The following is a 17,438-nucleotide window of genomic DNA, read 5'->3' as shown; positions in this document are numbered from 1 at the left end:
CGTCGCACCTTCCGGCCGAGCCCTACTCGCCGGTAGGGTGTTACCGACGGTAACAATGGAACGGCCAGGGAGTGGACGCGATGACCGGGTTCTGTCCGGAGCTCAGTGACGACGTGATCGAGGTGCGTGACTGGGTCCACGCGTTCGCCCGCGACGTGATCCGCCCCGCGGGCGCCGAATGGGACGAACGCGAGCAGACCCCCTGGCCCGTGATCCAGGAGGCCGCCAAGATCGGCCTGTACTCGCTGGACTTCTTCGCCACCCAGTGGTTCGAGCAGAGCGGCCTGGCCCTGCCGGTGGCGTTCGAGGAGATCTTCTGGGGGGACGCCGGCATCGGCCTGTCCATCGTCGGCACCGGCCTGGCCGCCGCCGCGCTGTCCGCGAACGGCACCCCGGAGCAGCTGGGGGAGTGGCTGCCGCAGATGTTCGGCACGGAGAACGACGTCAAGCTGGGCGCCTTCTGCGCCTCCGAGCCCGACGCCGGCTCCGACATCGGCGCCATCCGCACCCGCGCCGTGCACGACAACGGCGACTGGGTGCTGAACGGCGTCAAGACCTGGGCCACGAACGGCGGCATCGCCGACGTGCACGTGGTCGTCGCGTCGGTGGACCCGTCCCTGGGCACCCGGGGGCAGGCCAGCTTCGTCGTCCCGCCCGGCACGCCGGGCCTGTCGATGGGGCAGAAGTTCCGCAAGCACGGCATCCGCGCCTCGCACACCGCCGAGGTGATCCTTGAGGACGTGCGCGTGCCGGGCTCGTGCCTGCTGGGCGGCAAGGAGAAGCTGGACGCCCGCCTGGCCAGGGTCCGCAACGGCGAACGCACCGGCGAGCAGGCCGCGATGCGCACGTTCGAGACCACCCGCCCGTCGGTCGCCGCGATGGCCGTCGGCATCGCCCGCGCGGGCTTCGAGTACGCCAGGGACTACGCCCGCGAACGCGAGCAGTTCGGCCGCAGGATCGGCGACAATCAGGCGATCGCGTTCCTGCTCGCCGACATGGCGACCCGCGTCGACGTGGCCCGCCTGCTGACCTGGCGCGCCGCCTGGATGGCCCGCAACGGCAAGCCGTTCGAGCAGGCCGAGGGCTCGATGTCGAAGCTGGTGGCGGGCGAGACGGCGGTGTGGGTGACCGAACAGGCGATCCAGATCCTCGGCGGCGCCGGCTACACCAGGGAACACCCGGTGGAACGTTTCCACCGCGACGCCAAGATCTATACGATTTTCGAGGGGACGAGCGAAATTCAGCGGCTCATCATCGGCCGTGCGGTGACCGGCCTGCCCGTGCGCTGAGGAACGTCCGCTGAAGAATGGTCGTGGGGGTGGCGTGACTCCGGGGCGGTCATCGCCACCCATCTTCAGCTCGAATTCGCCATTCGCGTCGCGGGACGCGGCGATTACTTGAGGAACTGGAAGATGAACGGCGCGACCAGCCCGATCAGGGCCAGCGCCTCGGTGAGGACGAAACCGAGCAGGATGTTCTGGCGGATCAGCGGATACGCCTCGGGCTGGCGGGCGATGGCCTGGACGCCCTGGCCGAAGATGATGCCGACGCCCACGCCGGGGCCGATCGCGGCCAGACCGTAACCGATGGCGGTGATGTTGCCGGAGACTTGAGCGAGTACGTGCATTGCGCCGCCTTTCTGGCGTCCGGTGAAGCAGTGAATCGCTGGTCTGCTTGCATTCCAACCCGTGGACGCGAGAAAGAAAATATGGCGTTTCTCTAATTTCTCCGCAAAATGCTCGTTGATCAGCGTACTGGACAAATCGATCTACATGGAGAACGCGTGAGCGGATCCTTCCGTGCGCCCGGCGCGGGCGCACGGAAGGGCCGGGGTCAGCGGGCGTCCCTGCCTTCGATGGTCGCCTTGAGGGTGTTCGTGGCGGTTCGGGCCTTGGCGGCCGGCCGGGCGGCGTCGGGGCCGGGCAGGTCGCGGCTGTAGGCGTAGACGACGGCCGCCGTCGCGACCGCGCCGGTGTTCAGCGCGAGTGCCTTGTCGTTGATGTTGGCGATGGTGTCGCAGGCCTGGTGGTAGCAGGGGTCGTAGGGCTGTCCTGCGGTGCCGCCGAAGATCGCGGCCTCCTCGGGCGTCTTGATGCCCTCGGCGCCGGTGAACACGCCGCCGGAGGGGATGCCGGCCTCGATGAACGGGCCGTAGTCGGAGCGGCCGTCGAAGTCGGTGCCGTTGTGTCCCTGGTGCAGCAGGTCGAAGTACTTCTCGTAGAGCTTCTCGATCTCGTCGGACCCGGGCGGGCCGGCGGGGGCGCCGACGCCGTCGGAGTCGTCGCCGTCGTAGATCTTGAAGGCGTAGTTGGTGGAGCCGAGCATGTCGTAGTCGAGGAAGAGCTTGATCTTCGACAGCTCGGCCGCGGGCAGGGTCTCCACGTAGTGGATCGAGCCGAGCAGGCCCAGCTCCTCGGCGCTCCACCAGGCGAAGCGCAGCCGGTTGCGGGTCGGGATCTTGCCCAGGGCCTCGGCGACGGCGAGCGTGGCGGCGGTGCCGGAGCCGTCGTCGTTGATGCCGGGCCCGGCCGGGACGGAGTCGAGGTGGGCGCCGGACATGACCACCTTGTTCGGGTCGCCCCACTTGGAGTCGGCGATGACGTTGTAGGTGGTGCGCATCTCGCTGACGGTGTCGGTCTTGATGTGGATCACGCCGCCGGTTGTTGCCAGTTCCTGGCCGACGGCGAAGCTGGTGCCCAGCACGGGGATGGTGACCGGCGTGCCGAGGTTCCCGCGCAGGGTCGCGGTGCGGCCCGGCTGGCCCTCGTTGAAGACGATCACCGCCACGGCCCCCGCGGCCTTGGCGTTGTTGGCCTTGACGACGAAGTCACAGGTGCCGCGTTGCAGCAGCGCGATGTTGCCGGGCGTGAACCCGGCGAAGTCGGCCGCCTCGCACCCGGAGTTGGACGTGCTCGGCGTCGGGCCGGGCGGCAGGACGAGGTCCACGTTCTGCAGCGACGCGGTGACCTCGCCGGACCCGGAGTACGTCATGGTGGCGAACTCGCCGACGGAGGAGCCGTCGGGCGGGGTCGGGGTGAAGACCCGCGGGCTGGGGGAGACGCGCTCCATCAGCGCCGTGGACTTCTCCTCGAAGTAGGCGATGTCGAACGGCTGGAGGGTGACGTGGTAACCGGCCTTCTTGAGCTTGGCCGCGACGTAGTCGCGCGAGGCCAGGTGGCCGCTGGTGCCGGCGGCGCGGTTGCCGTTGTTGGCGTCGGCGATGCTCTGTAACGCCTGAAGGTGTTTCTTCACCGCCGGCGCGGTGACCGAGTCGATCAGCTTCTTCTCGGCCGGGGCAGGCGTGGGGTCCGCCTGCGCCGCGGTCGGAAGGAGAGCCAGAGGCAGGGACAGTGCCGCGGCCGTCGCAAGGACGCGGAAGGTGCCTCTGCGCAGGGTGATGCGCATACGAGCTCCTCGAACTGAGATGAAACAGGTGTCTTTCCTGATTCAGCGGCCCAGGAGAATACATAAGCCGACAAATCCACCCATGGGAAGAATTTGAGTCGTCCGATGTCGGACAAGTGCATCGTGGGGACGAGGCGGGGGCGGCCCCCGCCCGCTACCAGCCCAGTTCGTCGCAGCCCTGGTGGTCGACCGGCTCCACCTGCAACGTGGCGTGCGCGATGTGGTGGCGCCGGCGCAGTACGTCGCGGGCCCGGTCCAGGACGGCGTGGTTGTCGCCCGGTTCGGTGGTGACCAGGTGCGCGGTGGCCACGTTCATGCCGGAGGTGAGCGTCCACAGGTGCAGGTCGTGCACGTCGTGCACGCCGTCGATGGCGGCCAGGTCGGCGGCCACGGCGGCGGCGTCGATGCCCTCGGGCACGTGCTGCCCCAGGACGGCGAAGACCTGCCGCCCCAGCGACACCGCCCGGACGGCCACGAACACCCCGATGGCCAGCGCGACGACGGTGTCCCAGAACGCCTGCCCGGTCGTGGCCACCAGCCAGCCGGCCACGATGACGCCGACCGAGCCGGCGGTGTCGGCCACGACCTCCAGGTAGGCGCCCTTGACGTTGAGGCTCTCGCGCGCGCCCGAGCGCAGCAGGAGCAGGGCCACGAGGTTCACCACGAGGCCGAAGGCGCCGACGACGAGCATCGGGCCGGAGGAGACCGCGGCGTTCCCGCCGATGCGGCCGATCGCCTCGATCACGACGTACAGGGCGACGCCGAGCATCAGCACGACGGCCAGCAGGGACGCGAACACCTCGGCCCGGTAGGAGCCGTAGCTGCGCCGGCCGGTGGTGTCGGGGCGAGCGGCGATCCTGGTGGCGACCAGCGCCGCGCCGAGCGTGACGACGTCGGCGGCCATGTGCCCGGCGTCCGACATCAGGGCCAGCGACCTGGAGTAGAGACCGTAGGCCAGCTCGACCAGGAAGAACGCGCCGATCAGGACGAACGAGACCGCCAGCCGCCAGCGGTGCCGGGCCCCGGCGTGCCCATGCCCGTGACCGTGCCCGTGACCTACGCCCATCAGCGTTCGCCCTCCCGCTCCGGGTGGATGGCCTCGGTGTGCTCGGTGTGGGCCAGCGCCAGGTCCAGCAGCATCCGTACGTGCGGATCCTCCAGCCGGTAGTAGGCCATCCGGCCTGAGCGGCGGGCGGCCACGATGCGATGAGCGCGCAGCAGGCGCAGCGCGTGGGAGACGGCCGACTCGCTCTGCCCGGTCACCGCCGCCAGGTCGCACACGCACAGCTCGCCGTCCAGCAGAGCGACCAGCAGCTTCAGCCGGTTGGGGTCGGACAGCAGGCCGAAGACGTCGGCGGTGTCGGCCAGGTCCGCGGCGGCGGGCATGCGCTCGTGCACGGCCGCGACGCGGTCGGCGTCGACCACCTTGACCGCGCAGCCGTCCACGAACAACACGTGCTCATCTGAAGAACTGTTCACATATCCAACTTAGCGGGACATGTCGGTGATCTGTCAACCTGTCTCAGGCCCGCAGCCGCGGGGTCAGCCGCCGCAGCGCCGCCGCCAGCCGGTCCACCTGCGCCGCCGAGGTGAACAGCGCCGGGGTGACCCGGACGGCGTCGCCCCCGGCCATGCCCGTGCGGGCGACCGTGTAGAGGCCGTAGGTGTCCAGCAGGGTGGCGGCGACGGCCTCGTTGTCGGCCGTGGAGGTGCGGCCGGCGATGCGGAAGGCGGTGATCGCGCCGTACATGCCGGGCTCGTCCGGGGTGAGGATCTGCAGGCCCGGCAGGTCGCGGACCTGGCTCACCCAGCGGTCGCGCAGGTGCCGCAGCCTGGCCTGCTTGACGGCCGCGCCGAGCCGCAGGTGGAAGTCGAGCGCGTCGGGGACCGTGAGGGGCGCCGCGACGTCCATGGTGCCCGAGTGGACCCGCGAACGGATGTCGCCGGCCGGGAAGCTCTCGTCGCCGAAGACGGGCTCGATGTCGGCCAGCCGGCCCCGGCGGATGTAGAGGAACCCGGTGCCGAGAGGCGCGCCGATCCACTTGTGCAGCGAGAACGCGGCGAAGTCGGCGTCGAGGGCGGGAAGGGTGAAGTCGAGCTGCCCCCAGGAGTGGGCGGCGTCCACGACGACGTCCACGCCGCGCTCGCGGGCCATCGCGACGATCTCCCGGACCGGCAGCACCAGGCCGGTGCGGTTGTTCATGTGCGACAGCAGGAGCAGCCGGGCCCTCGGGGTGGTGCGCAGCGCCCGCTCGTAGGCGTCCAGCGCCGCCTGCCGGGTGGCGGGCTCGGGGAGGACGAACCGGGCGACCGTGGCCTCGCGCCGCCCGGCCAGCCAGTTCATGGTGTGCTGGGCGGCGGGGTAGTCCAGGTCGGCGTAGAGCACGGCGTCGCCGGGCCGCAGCCGCCGGTAGCCGGAGATGAGGTTCTGCAGCGCCTCGGTGCCGCCCCGGGTGAGCGCGATCTCCGCACGGGTGACGCCGAGCAGCGCGGCGATCCGGTCGCGCACCTCGTCGGCCCTGCCCTTGTACGCCGTGCGCAGCAGATGGGAGTTGCGGGCGTTGAGGACGTCGACGTTGCGGTGGTAGGCGCGCCGGACCGGCTCGGGCATGATCCCGTAGTAGCCGTTCTCCAGGTTGACGAAGTCGCCGCTGACCCGGAACTGCCCGGCCACACCCGCCCAGAAGCGTTCGTCCCTGGCCAGGCTCGTGGCGTCGGCGGCGGTGGCCTGGGGCAGCGCGTGAGGGAGCGCCTGCGGGAGCGCGTGTGGGAGCGCTTGTGGGAGCGCTTGTGGGAGCGCGGCCAGTGCGCCGGCCCCGGTGATGACCGCGCGTCTGGACAGGGCCATGAGACACCCCCAAGGTCGGGCGGCGCGGAATCGGGGCCGCGCCGGCGAATGCCAGTGTCGCGGAGATGTCGCCGCGCGGCGAAAACGGCTCGCCGTCGTTCCCGCCATCCGGCGGGAAATCGAGGGCGCCAAATCGGGGGTGCCGGAAGCGATTGATGGCGACGATTCCCGTACGCCGGGAATTTCTTTACCTCGACCTTGGCCTTTTCCCGGCGCGCCGCGCCGCGTGGCGGGCATGATCTGCGGTGATGCTCACCACCAGGTCAGCCCGCGCACTCCGCCCGCCCGCCTCGGGGGCCGGCCGCTGGTTGCCGCACGCGATGCTGGCCCTCGCCCTGCTGATCACCGTCGTGTTCGCGCACGGCGGCGCGTGCGCGGCCGTCGAGCTGTCCGAGCGGGCCCAGGGCGGTCCCGCGCCGTCCGTCCAGAGCGCCCACCTCGACGTGCATCGGCACGTCAGCTGGTTGTCCGGGCGGATGCCGGTGCGCGACGCCGGGTGCCTGCACGGCGAGCTGCCGCCGGGCCACCTGCACGGCACCGAGCAGGAGTGCGCGGCCACCGCCGCCGCCGCGCCGCCCCTGGCCGCCGTCCCCGTGCTCGCCGCCGGGTCCACGGCCGTCGTGTCCGGGCCCGTGCGACCCGCGCCGCGGGCCGCCTCGCGACAGGCCGTTTCAGGCCACGAAAATCTCCGCGTGATGCGCATATAGGACGCGCGTCTTTTCGCCGCCGTCCTTTTCCACCGCGCCCGCGGCGTCTTCCGTGCCGCGCGGGCGCCGTTCATCTCGGGGATAACAACCAATGTCGTACGACACTTTGCCGCGCCCTGACATTCTGCCCGCCATCGGAAATTCGGGTATTTGCGTCACCGTCGGAAACACACCGCTGGCGTTCGTCGCCGCGCCGTTCGTCGCGGACGGCGGCGGCTTCTGGGCCAAGCTGGAAGGCTTCAACCCGGGCGGCATCAAGGACCGGCCCGCCCTGCACATGGTCCGGCAGGCCCGCGCCCGGGGCGAGCTGGCCCCCGGCGCGACGATCGTCGAGTCCACCAGCGGCACCCTCGGCCTCGGGCTGGCCCTGGCCGGCATCACCTTCGGCCATCCGGTCGTCCTGGTCGCCGACCCCGGCATGGAACCGCTCATGCAGCGGCTGCTGGCCTGCCACGGCGTACGGCTGGAGATCATGCCGGAGCCGCATCCCACCGGCGGCTGGCAGCGGGCCCGCCGCGACCGGGTGGAGGAGCTGCTGGCCGAGCTGCCCGGCTCCTACTGCCCCGACCAGTACGGCAACCCGGACAACGTGGCCGCCTACGCCGGGCTGGCCCGCGAGCTGCTGTCCCAGCTGCCGCACATCGACACGCTGGTCTGCTCGGTCGGCACCGGCGGGCACAGCGCGGGCATCACCCGCGAACTGCGCCGCCACCTGCCCCGGCTGCGGCTGGTCGGCGTCGACACCGTCGGCTCGACCATCTTCGGGCAGCCCGACCGCCACCGCCTGATGCGCGGGCTGGGCTCCAGCATCCACCCCGCCAACGTCGCCTACGACGCCTTCGACGAGGTCCACTGGGTGAGCGCCGCCGAGGCGGTGTGGGCCTGCCGCACCCTGGCCGCCCAGCACTACGTCTCCGGCGGCTGGAGCACCGGAGCCGTCAGCCTGGTGGCCCGCTGGCTGGCCGGACGGGCCGGGCCGGGCGGCTGCGTCGTCGCCGTCTTCCCCGACGGGCCCTGGCGCTACTGGAACACCGTCTTCGACGACGGCTACTGCCGCGCCCACGGCCTGCTCGGCGTCACCCCGGCCGACGAGCCCGACGAGCTGGACGACCCCGCCGAGCGCGAGGTGCGCCGCTGGACCCGCTGCGCCGCCGTCCGCGACCCGCTGGCGGGCCGGCGATGAAGGCCACGCTGGCGCAGTTCCGCTCCTTCGACCGGCCGATCCGGCTGCTGCAGATCAACCAGGCGGGCATCAACATCGGCTTCTACATGCTGATGCCCTACCTCGCCCAGCACCTGTCGGCCGGCGCGGGGCTCGCCGCCTGGACGATCGGGCTCATCCTCGGCCTGCGCAACGCCAGCCAGCAGGGCATGTTCCTGATCGGCGGCACGCTGGCCGACCGGTTCGGGCACAAACCCATGATCATGGCGGGGTGCGCCCTGCGTACCGTGGGGTTCGCGCTGTTCGGGCTCACCACGTCGCTGCCGCTGCTGGTGGCGGCCGCGGTGATCACGGGGCTGGCGGGGGCGCTGTTCAACCCGGCCGCCCGCGCGTACCTGGCCGCTGCGGCCGGGCCGCGCAAGGTGGCGGCCTTCGCCGTGTTCAACGTGTTCTACCAGGGCGGCATCCTGCTCGGGCCGCTGCTCGGGGTGCTGCTGCTGGCGGGCGGGTTCACCGCGGTGTGCCTGGGGGCGGCGGGGATCTTCGCCGTCCTGACCGTGCTGCAGGGGTTCTACCTGCCCGCGCGGCCCCGGGAGCCGGGGCGGGCGCGGCAGCCGGTGCTGCGGGCGTGGCGGCAGGCGTTCGGTGACCGGGCGTTCGTGTCGTTCGCGGCGTCGATGATCGCTTCGTACGCGCTGTCGTACCAGATGTACCTCGCCCTGCCGCTGGAGGTGCAGCGGGCCGGCGGCGGCCAGTGGGCGGTGACCGCCCTGTACGCGGTGTCGGCGCTGCTCGGCATCGCCGGGCAGGTGCGCCTGACCGCCTGGTGCGGCGAACGGTGGAGCCGCGGCCAGGCGATCACCCGCGGGCTGGCCCTCATGGGGGCGGCCTTCCTGCCCATGGTCGCCGCCGCGCAGCTCCACCTGCCGCGGGCGGCGACGCTGACGGCCGCGCTGGTGTGCGCGCTGCTGCTCGGCGCCGGGACGCTGGTGGCCTTCCCGTTCGAGATGGCCACCATCGCCGACATGGCGGGCGAGGAACTGGTCGGCACCTACTACGGCCTGTACAACCTGGCCTCCGGCGCGGGGATCCTGGCCGGGAACCTGCTGTCGGGCGCGCTGCTGGACGTCGCCGCCGACGCGGGCTGGGCGGGCCTGCCCTGGTTGTCACTGACCTTCGCGGGGCTGGTCTCCGCCCTGGCGGTGGCCCGCCTGGAACACCGCAGGGCCCTCCAGCCACGCCTGCCGGCGGCCATGGCCACCTAGATCGCCCGCGCCCCGGTCAGGGCCTGGGGGTGCATGGCGAGCTGGAGCGCCCGCGGCCTGGTCAGTCCCTGGGGTCGGCGTCGCCGGTGGCGCGTCTGCGGCGGCCGGCCGCGACGGTCGCGGCTCCGCCCGCGACCAGCGCCGCCGCGGCCACCCACAACCAGCCGGGCACGCCGCCCGAGCCCGTCTCCGCCTCGGCCTGGGCGACCGGTGACGACGAGGCCGCCGCGGCGGCCTCGTCCGAGGTCCCGGTCGAGGTCCCGGTCGAGGTCGGGGTCGGGGTCTCGGACGTGGTCTCGGTCAGGGTGGCTTCGGGCTCGCTCGCGGCCGGGGTGGCCGGGGCGGTGACGGTGAAGCGCAGTTCGCCGGCGATCGGGTGGCCGTCGGAGGAGACCACCCGCCAGGCCAGCCGGTACCGGCCGGGCTCCAGCGGCGCGGCCGGCTCGGCCTTCACCGTGACGCCCTGGGCCCGCGGCTTGCCCAGCGGCAGGTTCTCGCCCGCCGGGCCGTCGAGCACGAGGGTCGGCAGGGTCATGCGGGAGGTGAACTCCAGCTCGATGCTCTCCACCTGCGCGAGCTTGGCGCCGTCGGCGGGTGAGCTGCTCTTCAGCCGGTCATGGGCCAGCGCGGCGGGCGCGGCGGCCAGCAGCAGCAGGACGGCGCCGCCGACGGCGACACCGGCACGAACGGCCGCCCGGAACGGGCGACGCGCGGAACGAAGGGAAGGGGTCACTGCGAACTCCGAGGTTCCTGGATCCGGCTCGATCGCCGGATGGCCATGCGGTCCGGCGCGCGACGGGACGCGAAGGGCGTACCGCGGCGGCGCCGGCTGGGTCGTCTGCCTGCCGGGAGGCACGCCGGACCCGCCGCATGACGGGGAACGTCAGCGGCCGGACGGCCGGGCGTGCGCAGCCGGGCGGGGCGGCCCGCGCCGGGAGAGCACCGGAGCCAGCAGCAGCGTCCGGTGACCCGCCACGGGAGGCCACAGCGGGCACGCGCGGGCGGCCCCGGCGGGCGGCGGAGCCAGGACGGACAGCCAGGCGCACAGGACGGCCCACAGCCGGGCCACCCGGACCGAGCTCAACCGCAGCAACGCCGCCAGCGCCGCGTCCCCGCGGGCCAGCCACCAGCTCGACGAGACGGCCACCGCCAGGTGGATCACCACCATCCCGGAGGAGCCGTGCCCATGGGCGACGGCCCCGGCGGGCGACCCGGTGAACGGCCCGGTGAACGGCCCGGTGAACGGTCCGGCGGGCGACCCGCCGAACGGAGCCGTGGACGGCCCGCCGAAGGGCGGTGAGGAGGCGTCGAGCAGGTGGCTCAGGCCGTACCGGGCGGACTCGGAGGCGTCGAAGAGCTCGTGCAGGCCGTACTGGGCGGCCACGCACATGGCCAGCAGGGGCGCCCATCCGCGGGGACGGGAACCGGCGGCGTAGGCGGCCGCGAAGGTCGCCGCGACGGCCAGGGCCAGCGGGCCGGGGGCGATCGCCGTGCCGCCGACCAGCGTGTGCAGGGCCGCCGAGGCCAGGACGCACACGGCCGTGAACACCGCGGCGCGAAGCGCGCGGACCACGGGACGGGCGACCTGCATCCGGCCATCGTGCCAGAGCCCGCCCGGGTCGTCATCCGCGTCCTTGCGCACCGGGCGGACGCGACACCCGGACGCACCGGGCGGACGTACCGGGCGGACGCGCCGGGGGACATACCGGGCGGGCGCGCCGGGCGGACGTACCGGGCGCGACACGCAGGCGCGACGGGCGGGCGCGACGGGCGGGCGCGAGGGGGAGGCGGCCCGGGTGGGAGGGGTCAATGGTGTCGCGGGGTCTCCAGTTCGCCGCCCAGACGGCCGCGTAACCGTTCCAGCTGGTCGGCCGTGGCGACGACGACCCAGCGGTCGCCGACCAGGTACGCGCCGCCGTACGCCTGGGCGATGTCGAGCCAGTCTCGTTTGCCCTTGTCGGTGCTGAACGTCACGATCGTCAGGCGGCCTTGGGGGCTGTCGCAGGCCGCCTGCCGCAGCTCGGCGGCGTCGGTCTGCAGCTTGCCGGCGGGGCAGCCGAGCAGGGTGGTGAGCTGTCTCATGTCGCCGGCCGGCACCTTCGGCGCGACGGCGACGGCGGGGGGAGCGGCGCCGTGGTGGTGCGCCGGCTGCCCCGGGGGGACGGGGGCGGCCGCGCACCCCGCCAGCAGGACGATGCTCAGGGCGGCGATCGCCTGCCGCGACGCGCGGACGGGTGCTTCGAGGGGTTCGGGCATGAGGTCGGTGTTCCGCCGGAGTGTCGAGGGGACCGGTCCCCCGTGGAAAGACGCGCTTCCAGGGGCCGGCATGGTCAGGAAGTGGGCGGGGCGGGGGACGGGAGCGGGGGCTCGGGAAGCTGGTTGTGGTTCACCAGCCCGGTCGATTCGAGGTACGTCATGTGGCGCATGACGAAGTTGATGCCTTCCTGGGCGAACTTGCGGATCTCCGCGTTCCTGGTCCCGGCCCGGACGAGCGCCAGGGTGCCGAAGACCTTGCCGTGCGCGGCGCGCAGCAGGTTCGCGTAGTCCTGGTCGAAGGCCGGGCCGCTCTCGGCCGCGAGCTGGGCCAGCCAGCGCTGCTGGTCGGGATTGGGCTCGTCGGGCAGGGCGACGCCGAGCCTGGCCGCGGTGTCGCGGGTGATCTGGTCCAGCTTCTGGTGCTCGCCCATGATCTGCTTGCCGACCTGCTTGACGCGCTGCGACTGGGCGCGGGTGGCGGCGTACTCGCCCGCGGGCATCTCCCACAGGCCCGCCTGCCGCACCTTGATCAGCAGGTCGATGTCGGCGGCCGAGAGGGGGCCCGAGGGCGTGAGGGTCCGTTGCGCGTCCGCGGGGTCGATCGACGGGGGCAGGATCAGCAGGATCGTCGCCGCCGCCGCCGCGACGAAGCCGCCGAGCATGAACATCTCACTGCGCAGGAGCCTGTGCATGCTCGAAGGTACGCGGGCCCGCCCGATCCGGTTCAACGAATCCGGGACCGGTTTCCTGCATACCCCCTATGGGTATAGAGTGCGCCGTATGAGACGTCTTGAACCCCTTGTTCCTGAGAAGGCCCCCGAGAAGTCCCGTCAGATCCTGGACGACATCGTCGCCAGGCACGGCACGGTGGGTGACATGGTGTCCACGATGGCCCACTCGCCTGCCTTGCTCCAGGGATACCTGGACTTCTCCCGGGCGATGAAGCGGGTGAAGATTCCGCGCGCGCTCAGCGAGAAGATCTCCCTGGCCGTGCAGGAGTGGATCGGCTGCGGCACGTGCCTGGCCGCGCACACCGAGGGGGCGCTGGCCGCCGGGCTGAGCGAGGCCGACGTCGCGCTGGCCCGCCAGGGCACCTCGGCCGACGCGCGGGAGGCCGCCCTGATCGCGGTGGCGGTGCGGGTGCTGGTCGAGCCGTCGTCCATCACCGACGAGGAGGTGGCGGGGCTGCGTTCCCTCGGCTGGAGCGACCGGGTGATCGCCGAGGTCGTCGGCCTGGTCTCGCTCAACCTGCTGACCGGCGCGTTCAACCTGCTCGTGGGGAACCAGCCGGAAGAGGAGTAGGCCACGGGCACGCTCGTGATGTACTGGCTCATGGCGATCGGCGTGCGACCGCACCGGGTTCCCGCACGCCCCGGAGACGGCTGGAGGACGACATGACCGTGCACGAACCGGCGGCATCCCCGCAGCGGCACCACCGGGCCCACGCCGAGGCGATCGACGCCTTCATCGCCGCCGCCAACGCCGACGACCCCGACCACCGTTCCGCGCTGCTCAGCCGTGCCCTCGCCGCCGACGTGGTGTTCTGGGGGCCGCTCGGCCGCGGGTCCGGCCGGGGCGCGGTGGCCGACTTCGTCACCGAGGTGGTGCAGGGCTACCGGGCCGGCGGCTGCCGCATGGTCCGGACGACGTCCGTCGACGCGCCGCACGAGTGGGCCAGGTTCGGCTGGCGCTTCGAGGGGCCCGACGGCGCCACCGTCCTGTCGGGCACCGACATGGTCCACCTCACCGCCGCCGGCGACATCGACGAGATCGTGGTCTTCGCCGGCCCGCTGCACTGACACCCGCTCCCGCCGCCCAGGACCTAAGCCCTTCGCCCGCGGGACGTTCGCCGCTGCCGCCGCCGCCCCCGCGCGAGGGACCGTGGAGGCGGAAAGCGAGGTGGCGATCATGTCGATCGAGGTCAAGGACGTCATGGGACGCGTGGCGATCGCGGTGCTGGAGCACGCGTCGTTCGCCGACATCGTGGCGGCGATGAAGCGGTACGCGGTGGGCGCGGTCACCGTGATCGACGCCGACCGGCGGCCGGTGGGCGTGGTGTCGGAGGACGACCTGCTGCTCAAGGAGACCGGCCGGGCCCGGCACGCCGTCTCCGTCCTCGACTCGCGGGCGCGGCGGCAGGAGCAGCGCAAGGCGGCCGCTGTCACCGCCGCGGAGCTGATGACGTCGCCGGCGGTCACGGTCACCCCGGGCATGCCGGTGCGCGAGGCGGCCCGGATCATGCACGCCCGGCGGATCAAGCAGCTCCCGGTGATCGACCCGGTCACCGGACGCGTCGTCGGCACCCTGCACCAGCGCGACGTGCTGCGCGTCTTCACCCGCCCGGCCGCCGAGCTGGAGGCGGACGTCAGGGCCGTGCTCCCGCCGGACGGCACGTTCGCGGTCACGGTCGACGCCGGCGTGGTCACGATCACCGGCAGGATGGCGGGCGGGGCGCGGGCCGCCGCGCTGACGGAGGCGGTCCGGGCGGTGGAGGGCGTCGTCGACGTCGTCGCCGAGCTCGACCGCGACCGGGACGACCTGCTCATCGTCCCGCCGCTGCTGTAGAGGGGAGGGGCACGGCGGGCTGATTCCGGCGGCGAGGGCACTTGCTGGGACACTGAACGGTATGTCGGAAAGTGAGCGGCGCAGCCTGATGCCCCAGATGCGGCTCGACGAGCTGCTGGCCGAGCTGCAGACGAGGCTCAACGCCGTCCTCGCCACCCGCGACCGGGTGCACGCGCTGCTGGAGGCCGTCGTCTCGGTCGGCAGCGACCTCGACCTGGAGACGGTGCTGCGGCGGATCGTCGAGACGGCCACCAAGCTGGTGGACGCCAGCTACGGGGCGCTCGGCGTGGTCGGCGAGGAGCAGACGCTCGTCCAGTTCATCCCGGTCGGGCTGAGCGAGGAGGAGATCGCCCGCATCGAGCACTGGCCGCACGGGCTGGGCCTGCTCGGCCTGCTGATCAAGGACGCCCGCCCGCTGCGGCTGGGCCGCATCTCCGATCACCCCGAGTCCTACGGCTTCCCGCCCGGCCACCCGCCGATGGGCACCTTCCTCGGCGTCCCGGTGCGCGTGCGCGACGAGGTGTTCGGCAACCTCTACCTGACCGAGAAACGCGGCGGCGGCGACTTCGACGAGGAGGACGAGGCCATCGTGATCGCGCTGGCCACCGCCGCCGGCGTTGCCGTGGAGAACGCCCGCCTGTACGAGGAGTCGCGCCGGCGCGAGACCTGGCTGCAGGCGTCCTCGGAGATCACCACCAGCCTGCTGTCCGGCGCCGGCTCCCGCGAGGTGCTCACCACCATGGCGGCGCGGGCCCGCCAGATGACCGACGCCGACCTGGTCCAGGTGCTGCTGCCCGACCCGTCGGGCGGCACGCTGACCGTCGACGTGGCCGAGGGCGAGGGCGCCGACGAGCTGCTGGGGATGGCGTTCGACGTCTCGGCGACCCTGGCGGGGGAGGCGTTCACGCACGCCGAGCCCAGGTCCGAGCGGGACCTGCCGGGCGCGCCCTACCCCGACTCGCCGCTGCGGCGGCTCGGCTACGGCCCCGGCCTGATGGTCCCGCTGGGCGCCGCCCCCCGCGTGCGCGGCGTGCTCATGCTGGCCAAGCGCGGCGGGCGGCTGCCGTTCAGCGGGGCCGACCAGCAGATGCTGGAGTCGTTCGCGGGGCAGGCGGCGATCGCGCTGGAGCTGGCCGAGGCCCGCCGCGACGCCGAACGGCTCGGCCTGCTGGAGGACCGCGACCGCATCGCCAAGGACCTGCACGACGTCGTCATCCAGCGCCTGTTCGCCACGGCCATGACGTTGATGAGCACCGTCCGGCTGGTCGAGCGGCCGGAGGCGGGCAAACGGCTCCAGCACGCCATCGACGAGCTGGACGAGACCATCCGGCAGATCCGCTCGTCCATCTTCGCCCTCCAGGCCCCCCGCGAGGACGCCGCGCCGAGCCTGCGCACGAAGATCGTCGACCTGGTGGAGGGGGCGGGCGCGCACCTGGGGTTCATGCCCGGCCTGCGCATGGAGGGCCAGATCGACACCCTGGTGCCCGACCAGGTGGCCGGACACCTGCTCGCCGTCCTGCGCGAGGCGCTGTCCAACGTGGTGCGCCACTCCCACGCCACCCGGGCCGAGGTCTCCATCGAGGTCGCCGGCGGCCGGCTCACCCTCCTCGTCGGCGACAACGGCGTCGGCGTGGGCGACGGCGGGCGGCGCAGCGGCCTGCGCAACATCGAGGAACGGGCCGCCGACCTCGGCGGGGCCGCCGAGCTGGAGACGCCGGAGGACGGCGGCACCCGCCTGCGCTGGCACGTCCCGCTGTGACGGCCGCCCCACCCCCTCGCGCGTCACCGGGCCGCATCACGGGCATCAGAGGCGGAAGTCCCGGCGCGGGGGACGCTCAGTCGCGACGGTCGGCCCGCAGCCGCGCCGACAGCGCGGCCGCCTGCGTCCGGCGCTGCATGTTGAGCTTGGCCAGCAGGTTGGACACGTAGTTCTTGACCGTCTTCTCGGCCAGGAACATGCGCTCGCCGATCTGCCGGTTGGTCAGCCCCTCGCCGATCAGGTCGAGGATGTTCCGCTCCTGCTCCGACAGCGCCGCCAGCGGGTCCTGCCGGGCGGCCTGGTCGCGCAGCCGCTGCAACATGGCGGCGGTGGTCTGCGGGTCGAGCAGCGACTGCCCCGACGCCACCGTGCGCACCGCGCCGACCAGGTCGGAGCCGTGGATCTGCTTGAGCACGTAGCCCGACGCGCCGGCCATCACCGCGTCGAACAGGGCGTCGTCGTCGGCGAACGAGGTCAGCATGAGGCAGGCCAGCCCCGGCAGCTTCGAGCGCACCTCCCGGCACACGTCGACGCCGTTGCCGTCGGGCAGGCGCACGTCGAGCACCGCGACGTCGGGCTTCAGGGCGGGGATGCGGGCGATCGCCGACTCGGCGGTCCCGGCCTCGCCGATCACCTCGATGTCGTCCTCGGAGCCCAGCAGGGCGGCCACGCCACGCCGCACGACCTCGTGATCGTCGAGAAGGAACACACGAATCATGTCTCCGACGCTACCGCCTGCCGTCACCCGGAAGTAGGGACCAAGGTCCCGGGCGCCGGTCGCGGGCCCATCGGCCGGTGAGAAGGGACTTTGGTCCCTGCCGGGAGCGCCCGCCTGCCCAGCAGCCTGGATCCCATGACCGTTGTGGCAGGGGAGGAGTCATGAGCGACGTGGACCGGCGTGACCGGCCGCCGCTGCGACGGACGCCTGGGCCTGAAGGTGTTCACCGGCAAGGGGCCGGCGTCGTGAGACTGCCGCCCGCCCCGGGCGCCGTCGTCGAACGGCCGCAGGACCGCGCCGCGCTGCTCCGGCTGGTCTCGCTGCTGCTGCGGTACCCGGACGCCGGGCTGCCGGCCGCCCGCCCCGAGCTGCGCAAGGCCGTCGCCGCGCTGTCCGACGGGCATCCGCGCCAGGCGCTGGAGCAGTTCCTGTGGTGGTTCGGCGACCGGCAGCCGCTGCCGCTGGCCCGCCACTACGTCGAGACCCTCGACCTGCGCCGCAGGTCCAGCCTCCACCTCACCTCCTACCTGCACGGCGACGCCCGCCGCCGGGACATGGCCCTGCTGACGCTCGAGCAGCGCTACCGCGTGGCCGGGCTCACCCCGCCCTAGGGGGAACTGCCCGACTTCCTGCCGGTGGTGTGCGAATTCGCCGCGCTGGCCGGCTCGCCCGCCGAGGAGGTCGGCCCGGCCCCGTACGGGCCGCCGCCGGACGAGGGCGAGGAACGGCCGCGAGCGTCGTGCTCCGGGCGAT

Annotated in this window: 19 protein-coding genes; 9 read left to right on the top strand and 10 right to left on the bottom strand. The window is 72.9% G+C overall.

The window, feature by feature from the left end:
- Positions 1-80 precede the first annotated feature (80 nt).
- On the top strand, positions 81-1,289 hold the full coding sequence (locus ABT158_RS06405) for an acyl-CoA dehydrogenase family protein (RefSeq protein ID WP_352351531.1): 1,209 nt from the start codon (positions 81-83) through the stop codon (positions 1,287-1,289).
- A 104-nt stretch (positions 1,290-1,393) separates the two neighbouring features.
- Here ABT158_RS06405 and atpE read toward each other — a convergent pair whose 3' ends face one another.
- The 5 genes from atpE to ABT158_RS06380 all read right to left on the bottom strand — a co-directional run bounded on the left by atpE (position 1,394) and on the right by ABT158_RS06380 (position 6,253).
- A complete protein-coding gene (atpE, locus tag ABT158_RS06400; RefSeq protein ID WP_352329951.1) occupies positions 1,394-1,627 on the bottom strand; it encodes an ATP synthase F0 subunit C in 234 nt (77 codons plus the stop codon).
- 206 nt (positions 1,628-1,833) lie between these two features.
- Positions 1,834-3,405, bottom strand: coding sequence for a M28 family metallopeptidase (locus ABT158_RS06395; protein WP_352351529.1), 1,572 nt, complete (start codon positions 3,403-3,405; stop codon positions 1,834-1,836).
- 154 nt (positions 3,406-3,559) lie between these two features.
- Positions 3,560-4,471 carry a cation diffusion facilitator family transporter gene (locus ABT158_RS06390; protein WP_352351527.1) on the bottom strand — a complete coding sequence of 304 codons (912 nt, stop codon included), beginning with the start codon at positions 4,469-4,471 and terminating at the stop codon, positions 3,560-3,562.
- The gene (locus ABT158_RS06385) at positions 4,471-4,884 is read right to left on the bottom strand and encodes an ArsR/SmtB family transcription factor (protein WP_352351525.1); all 414 of its coding nucleotides are present in this window, start codon (positions 4,882-4,884) and stop codon (positions 4,471-4,473) included. The genes ABT158_RS06390 and ABT158_RS06385 overlap by 1 nt, the downstream gene beginning before the upstream one ends.
- Before the next feature lie 43 nt (positions 4,885-4,927).
- On the bottom strand, positions 4,928-6,253 hold the full coding sequence (locus ABT158_RS06380; RefSeq protein WP_352351523.1) for an aminotransferase class V-fold PLP-dependent enzyme: 1,326 nt from the start codon (positions 6,251-6,253) through the stop codon (positions 4,928-4,930).
- Positions 6,254-6,501: 248 nt separating this feature from the next.
- Between ABT158_RS06380 and ABT158_RS06375 the strand changes: the two genes are divergently transcribed.
- The 3 genes from ABT158_RS06375 to ABT158_RS06365 all read left to right on the top strand — a co-directional run bounded on the left by ABT158_RS06375 (position 6,502) and on the right by ABT158_RS06365 (position 9,387).
- A complete protein-coding gene (locus ABT158_RS06375; protein ID WP_352351521.1) occupies positions 6,502-6,960 on the top strand; it encodes a hypothetical protein in 459 nt (152 codons plus the stop codon).
- A 91-nt stretch (positions 6,961-7,051) separates the two neighbouring features.
- Entirely contained in the window at positions 7,052-8,143 is a 1,092-nt protein-coding gene (locus tag ABT158_RS06370; protein ID WP_352351519.1) for a PLP-dependent cysteine synthase family protein, read from the top strand.
- Positions 8,140-9,387 carry an MFS transporter gene (locus ABT158_RS06365; protein ID WP_352351517.1) on the top strand — a complete coding sequence of 416 codons (1,248 nt, stop codon included), beginning with the start codon at positions 8,140-8,142 and terminating at the stop codon, positions 9,385-9,387. The genes ABT158_RS06370 and ABT158_RS06365 overlap by 4 nt, the downstream gene beginning before the upstream one ends.
- A 61-nt stretch (positions 9,388-9,448) precedes the next feature.
- Here ABT158_RS06365 and ABT158_RS06360 read toward each other — a convergent pair whose 3' ends face one another.
- The 4 genes from ABT158_RS06360 to ABT158_RS06345 all read right to left on the bottom strand — a co-directional run bounded on the left by ABT158_RS06360 (position 9,449) and on the right by ABT158_RS06345 (position 12,335).
- Positions 9,449-10,120: a copper resistance CopC family protein gene (locus ABT158_RS06360; RefSeq protein WP_352351515.1), complete on the bottom strand. Its 672-nt coding sequence runs from the start codon at positions 10,118-10,120 to the stop codon at positions 9,449-9,451.
- Positions 10,121-10,270: 150 nt separating this feature from the next.
- Positions 10,271-11,029 carry a hypothetical protein gene (locus ABT158_RS06355; protein ID WP_352351513.1) on the bottom strand — a complete coding sequence of 253 codons (759 nt, stop codon included), beginning with the start codon at positions 11,027-11,029 and terminating at the stop codon, positions 10,271-10,273.
- A gap of 164 nt (positions 11,030-11,193) precedes the next feature.
- The gene (locus ABT158_RS06350) at positions 11,194-11,643 is read right to left on the bottom strand and encodes a hypothetical protein (RefSeq protein ID WP_352351511.1); all 450 of its coding nucleotides are present in this window, start codon (positions 11,641-11,643) and stop codon (positions 11,194-11,196) included.
- 74 nt (positions 11,644-11,717) lie between these two features.
- The gene (locus tag ABT158_RS06345; RefSeq protein ID WP_352351509.1) at positions 11,718-12,335 is read right to left on the bottom strand and encodes a DUF4142 domain-containing protein; all 618 of its coding nucleotides are present in this window, start codon (positions 12,333-12,335) and stop codon (positions 11,718-11,720) included.
- Between the two features lie 88 nt (positions 12,336-12,423).
- Between ABT158_RS06345 and ABT158_RS06340 the strand changes: the two genes are divergently transcribed.
- The 4 genes from ABT158_RS06340 (at position 12,424) to ABT158_RS06325 (ending at position 15,967) form a co-directional block, all read left to right on the top strand.
- Positions 12,424-12,945 carry a carboxymuconolactone decarboxylase family protein gene (locus tag ABT158_RS06340; protein ID WP_352351507.1) on the top strand — a complete coding sequence of 174 codons (522 nt, stop codon included), beginning with the start codon at positions 12,424-12,426 and terminating at the stop codon, positions 12,943-12,945.
- Between the two features lie 92 nt (positions 12,946-13,037).
- Complete coding sequence (locus ABT158_RS06335) at positions 13,038-13,442, top strand: nuclear transport factor 2 family protein (RefSeq protein ID WP_352351505.1); 405 nt, start codon at positions 13,038-13,040, stop codon at positions 13,440-13,442.
- Positions 13,443-13,551: 109 nt separating this feature from the next.
- Positions 13,552-14,208, top strand: a complete 657-nt coding sequence (locus ABT158_RS06330; RefSeq protein ID WP_352351503.1) for a CBS domain-containing protein — start codon at positions 13,552-13,554, stop codon at positions 14,206-14,208.
- 61 nt (positions 14,209-14,269) lie between these two features.
- Entirely contained in the window at positions 14,270-15,967 is a 1,698-nt protein-coding gene (locus ABT158_RS06325) for a sensor histidine kinase (protein WP_352351501.1), read from the top strand.
- A gap of 76 nt (positions 15,968-16,043) precedes the next feature.
- Here ABT158_RS06325 and ABT158_RS06320 read toward each other — a convergent pair whose 3' ends face one another.
- Positions 16,044-16,685, bottom strand: coding sequence for a response regulator (locus ABT158_RS06320; RefSeq protein ID WP_352351499.1), 642 nt, complete (start codon positions 16,683-16,685; stop codon positions 16,044-16,046).
- 245 nt (positions 16,686-16,930) lie between these two features.
- On the opposite strand from ABT158_RS06320, the gene narJ reads away from it, so the two are divergent.
- On the top strand, positions 16,931-17,296 hold the full coding sequence (gene narJ / locus ABT158_RS06315) for a nitrate reductase molybdenum cofactor assembly chaperone (protein ID WP_352351497.1): 366 nt from the start codon (positions 16,931-16,933) through the stop codon (positions 17,294-17,296).
- Positions 17,297-17,438: the final 142 nt, after the last annotated feature.

Origin of the sequence: Nonomuraea sp. NPDC001636 (assembly GCF_040298265.1) — a bacterium.
Taxonomy (GTDB): Bacteria; Actinomycetota; Actinomycetes; order Streptosporangiales; family Streptosporangiaceae; genus Nonomuraea.
The sequence above is the reverse complement of the archived record's forward strand: the minus strand, read 5'-3'. Positions and strand labels throughout refer to the sequence as shown.

Excerpts from the sequence above, each read along its gene's own strand:
- ABT158_RS06320 (WP_352351499.1), bottom strand. The coding sequence starts at position 16,685 with ATGATTCGTGTGTTCCTTCTCGACGATCACGAGGTCGTGCGGCGTGGC.
- ABT158_RS06390 (WP_352351527.1), bottom strand. The coding sequence starts at position 4,471 with ATGGGCGTAGGTCACGGGCACGGTCACGGGCATGGGCACGCCGGGGCC.
- atpE (WP_352329951.1), bottom strand. The coding sequence starts at position 1,627 with ATGCACGTACTCGCTCAAGTCTCCGGCAACATCACCGCCATCGGTTAC.
- ABT158_RS06365 (WP_352351517.1), top strand. The coding sequence starts at position 8,140 with ATGAAGGCCACGCTGGCGCAGTTCCGCTCCTTCGACCGGCCGATCCGG.
- ABT158_RS06345 (WP_352351509.1), bottom strand. The coding sequence starts at position 12,335 with ATGCACAGGCTCCTGCGCAGTGAGATGTTCATGCTCGGCGGCTTCGTC.
- ABT158_RS06405 (WP_352351531.1), top strand. The coding sequence starts at position 81 with ATGACCGGGTTCTGTCCGGAGCTCAGTGACGACGTGATCGAGGTGCGT.
- ABT158_RS06395 (WP_352351529.1), bottom strand. The coding sequence starts at position 3,405 with ATGCGCATCACCCTGCGCAGAGGCACCTTCCGCGTCCTTGCGACGGCC.
- ABT158_RS06340 (WP_352351507.1), top strand. The coding sequence starts at position 12,424 with ATGAGACGTCTTGAACCCCTTGTTCCTGAGAAGGCCCCCGAGAAGTCC.
- ABT158_RS06380 (WP_352351523.1), bottom strand. The coding sequence starts at position 6,253 with ATGGCCCTGTCCAGACGCGCGGTCATCACCGGGGCCGGCGCACTGGCC.
- ABT158_RS06335 (WP_352351505.1), top strand. The coding sequence starts at position 13,038 with ATGACCGTGCACGAACCGGCGGCATCCCCGCAGCGGCACCACCGGGCC.
- ABT158_RS06330 (WP_352351503.1), top strand. The coding sequence starts at position 13,552 with ATGTCGATCGAGGTCAAGGACGTCATGGGACGCGTGGCGATCGCGGTG.
- ABT158_RS06370 (WP_352351519.1), top strand. The coding sequence starts at position 7,052 with ATGTCGTACGACACTTTGCCGCGCCCTGACATTCTGCCCGCCATCGGA.
- ABT158_RS06350 (WP_352351511.1), bottom strand. The coding sequence starts at position 11,643 with ATGCCCGAACCCCTCGAAGCACCCGTCCGCGCGTCGCGGCAGGCGATC.
- ABT158_RS06325 (WP_352351501.1), top strand. The coding sequence starts at position 14,270 with ATGTCGGAAAGTGAGCGGCGCAGCCTGATGCCCCAGATGCGGCTCGAC.
- ABT158_RS06375 (WP_352351521.1), top strand. The coding sequence starts at position 6,502 with ATGCTCACCACCAGGTCAGCCCGCGCACTCCGCCCGCCCGCCTCGGGG.